The sequence below is a fragment of the Pseudomonas sp. Colony2 genome, assembly GCF_019382755.1.
Taxonomy (GTDB): domain Bacteria; phylum Pseudomonadota; class Gammaproteobacteria; order Pseudomonadales; family Pseudomonadaceae; genus Aquipseudomonas.
In genome coordinates this window covers 354,136-355,489 of sequence record NZ_CP080030.1, presented here as the reverse complement: position 1 = coordinate 355,489, position 1,354 = coordinate 354,136, and the positions used below count along the sequence as shown (strand labels likewise).

Here is a 1,354-nt window from a genome sequence, read left to right as displayed (position 1 = left end):
GCCCCGTGGTGATCATCAACGCCGCCACCTCCGTACGCTGCCGCCACTATTCGCGTTTTGCCGATTACCTGTTTGCCAATGGCTTCGACGTCATCACCTACGACTACCGCGGCATCGGCGAATCCCGCAGCGGCTCGCTGAAGGGGTTCAAGGCCTCGTGGTCGGATTGGGGCGCGCTGGACTTCGAAGCGATCCTGCAGCGGGCCCAGCGGGAGTTTGCCGGCCAACCGATTGATGTGGTCGGGCACAGTTTTGGCGGATGTGCGGCGGGGCTCGGGGCTTCCGGCGCAGTGATTCGGCGCCTGGTGACGGTAGGCGCGCAGTTTGCCTACTGGCGCGACTACGAGGCGAGCGGGCGCTGGCGGATGCTTGCCAAATGGCATGTGGTGATGCCGCTGGTGACAGCGGTTTTTGGCTACTTCCCGGGCAAGCGCATAGGCTGGCTGGAGGATACCCCGGCGGGCGTGGTACGCGACTGGAGTACGCCGACGCCGAGTTATGAAAAACGTCCGAGTGGGCGAGCCTTGCCCGAGTTGCCGTTTTCGCGGGTGAAGGCACAGATATTGGCCATCAGCATTACCGACGATCCGTTTGGTACCGTCGCAGCAATCGAACGCCTGCTGGGTTACTTCGACGGCAGCGAGCGCACGCATCTGCGAATCGCGCCTGAAGATATCGGCGAAAAAGAGGTCGGACACTTCGCATTCTTTCGCAGCCAGTATCAAGATCGGTTGTGGCCGATTGCATTGGCTTGGCTGCAAAGGGGAGAGTTGGCCAACGGCACGCCGGGGCGCCAAGTGACGGATCGCACCTAGAAAGCCTTGGGATTTCTCCAGACCTGCGCTTCAATACCCCACCCCCAGATCCTGACACCAAGGACGTGAGCCCATGGCTTCGCCGAACAAGCAGCAAAAACGCGCCCACCGGGCAAAAGCCAAGGCCAAGCAGAATCGCACCCAACGCGCCGTCGCCACCAAGCCGGATGCCTTTGCCGGCGATGACAGCCGCATTGATCTTGAATCGGTGGATTTGACCGAGCTGTTCCTGGAGATGCGCACCGCTGGCGAAACCAGCCAGCAGGCGCTGTGTGCCGTGTTCCTGGCGCACCCGCTGCTGGCAGTGGTACTGGAGCAGGAAGGCGAAGAAGAAGCGACGGACTTTATCCTCGCGGCGCTGATCGAGTATCGCCAGTGGGCCACGGATACCGAGGATGAAGCGGCAGCGCTGGCGTGGATTGAATCGCCGGAATTCCAGGCCGATTACGTCGCGGCGTCACAGGCGCTGGTGAATTCCGAAGACTGATACAAAACGAAATATGGGATCGGGCTTGCCCGCGATGGCGGCGTGTCAGTCA

2 protein-coding genes are annotated in these 1,354 nt (G+C 61.6%); both read left to right on the top strand.

Annotated elements, in window-relative coordinates; all coding sequences use genetic code 11:
- Positions 1-815 (top strand): alpha/beta fold hydrolase (locus tag JV201_RS01490; protein WP_219406414.1); only part of this gene is annotated, 815 nt, incomplete at its 5' end.
- Positions 816-888: 73 nt separating this feature from the next.
- Positions 889-1,302 (top strand): hypothetical protein, encoded by a 414-nt coding sequence (locus JV201_RS01485; RefSeq protein WP_008435696.1) that lies wholly within the window; start codon positions 889-891, stop codon positions 1,300-1,302.
- Positions 1,303-1,354: the final 52 nt, after the last annotated feature.

Coding starts and splice junctions, on each gene's coding strand:
- JV201_RS01485 (WP_008435696.1), top strand. CDS start 889: ATGGCTTCGCCGAACAAGCAGCAAAAACGCGCCCACCGGGCAAAAGCC.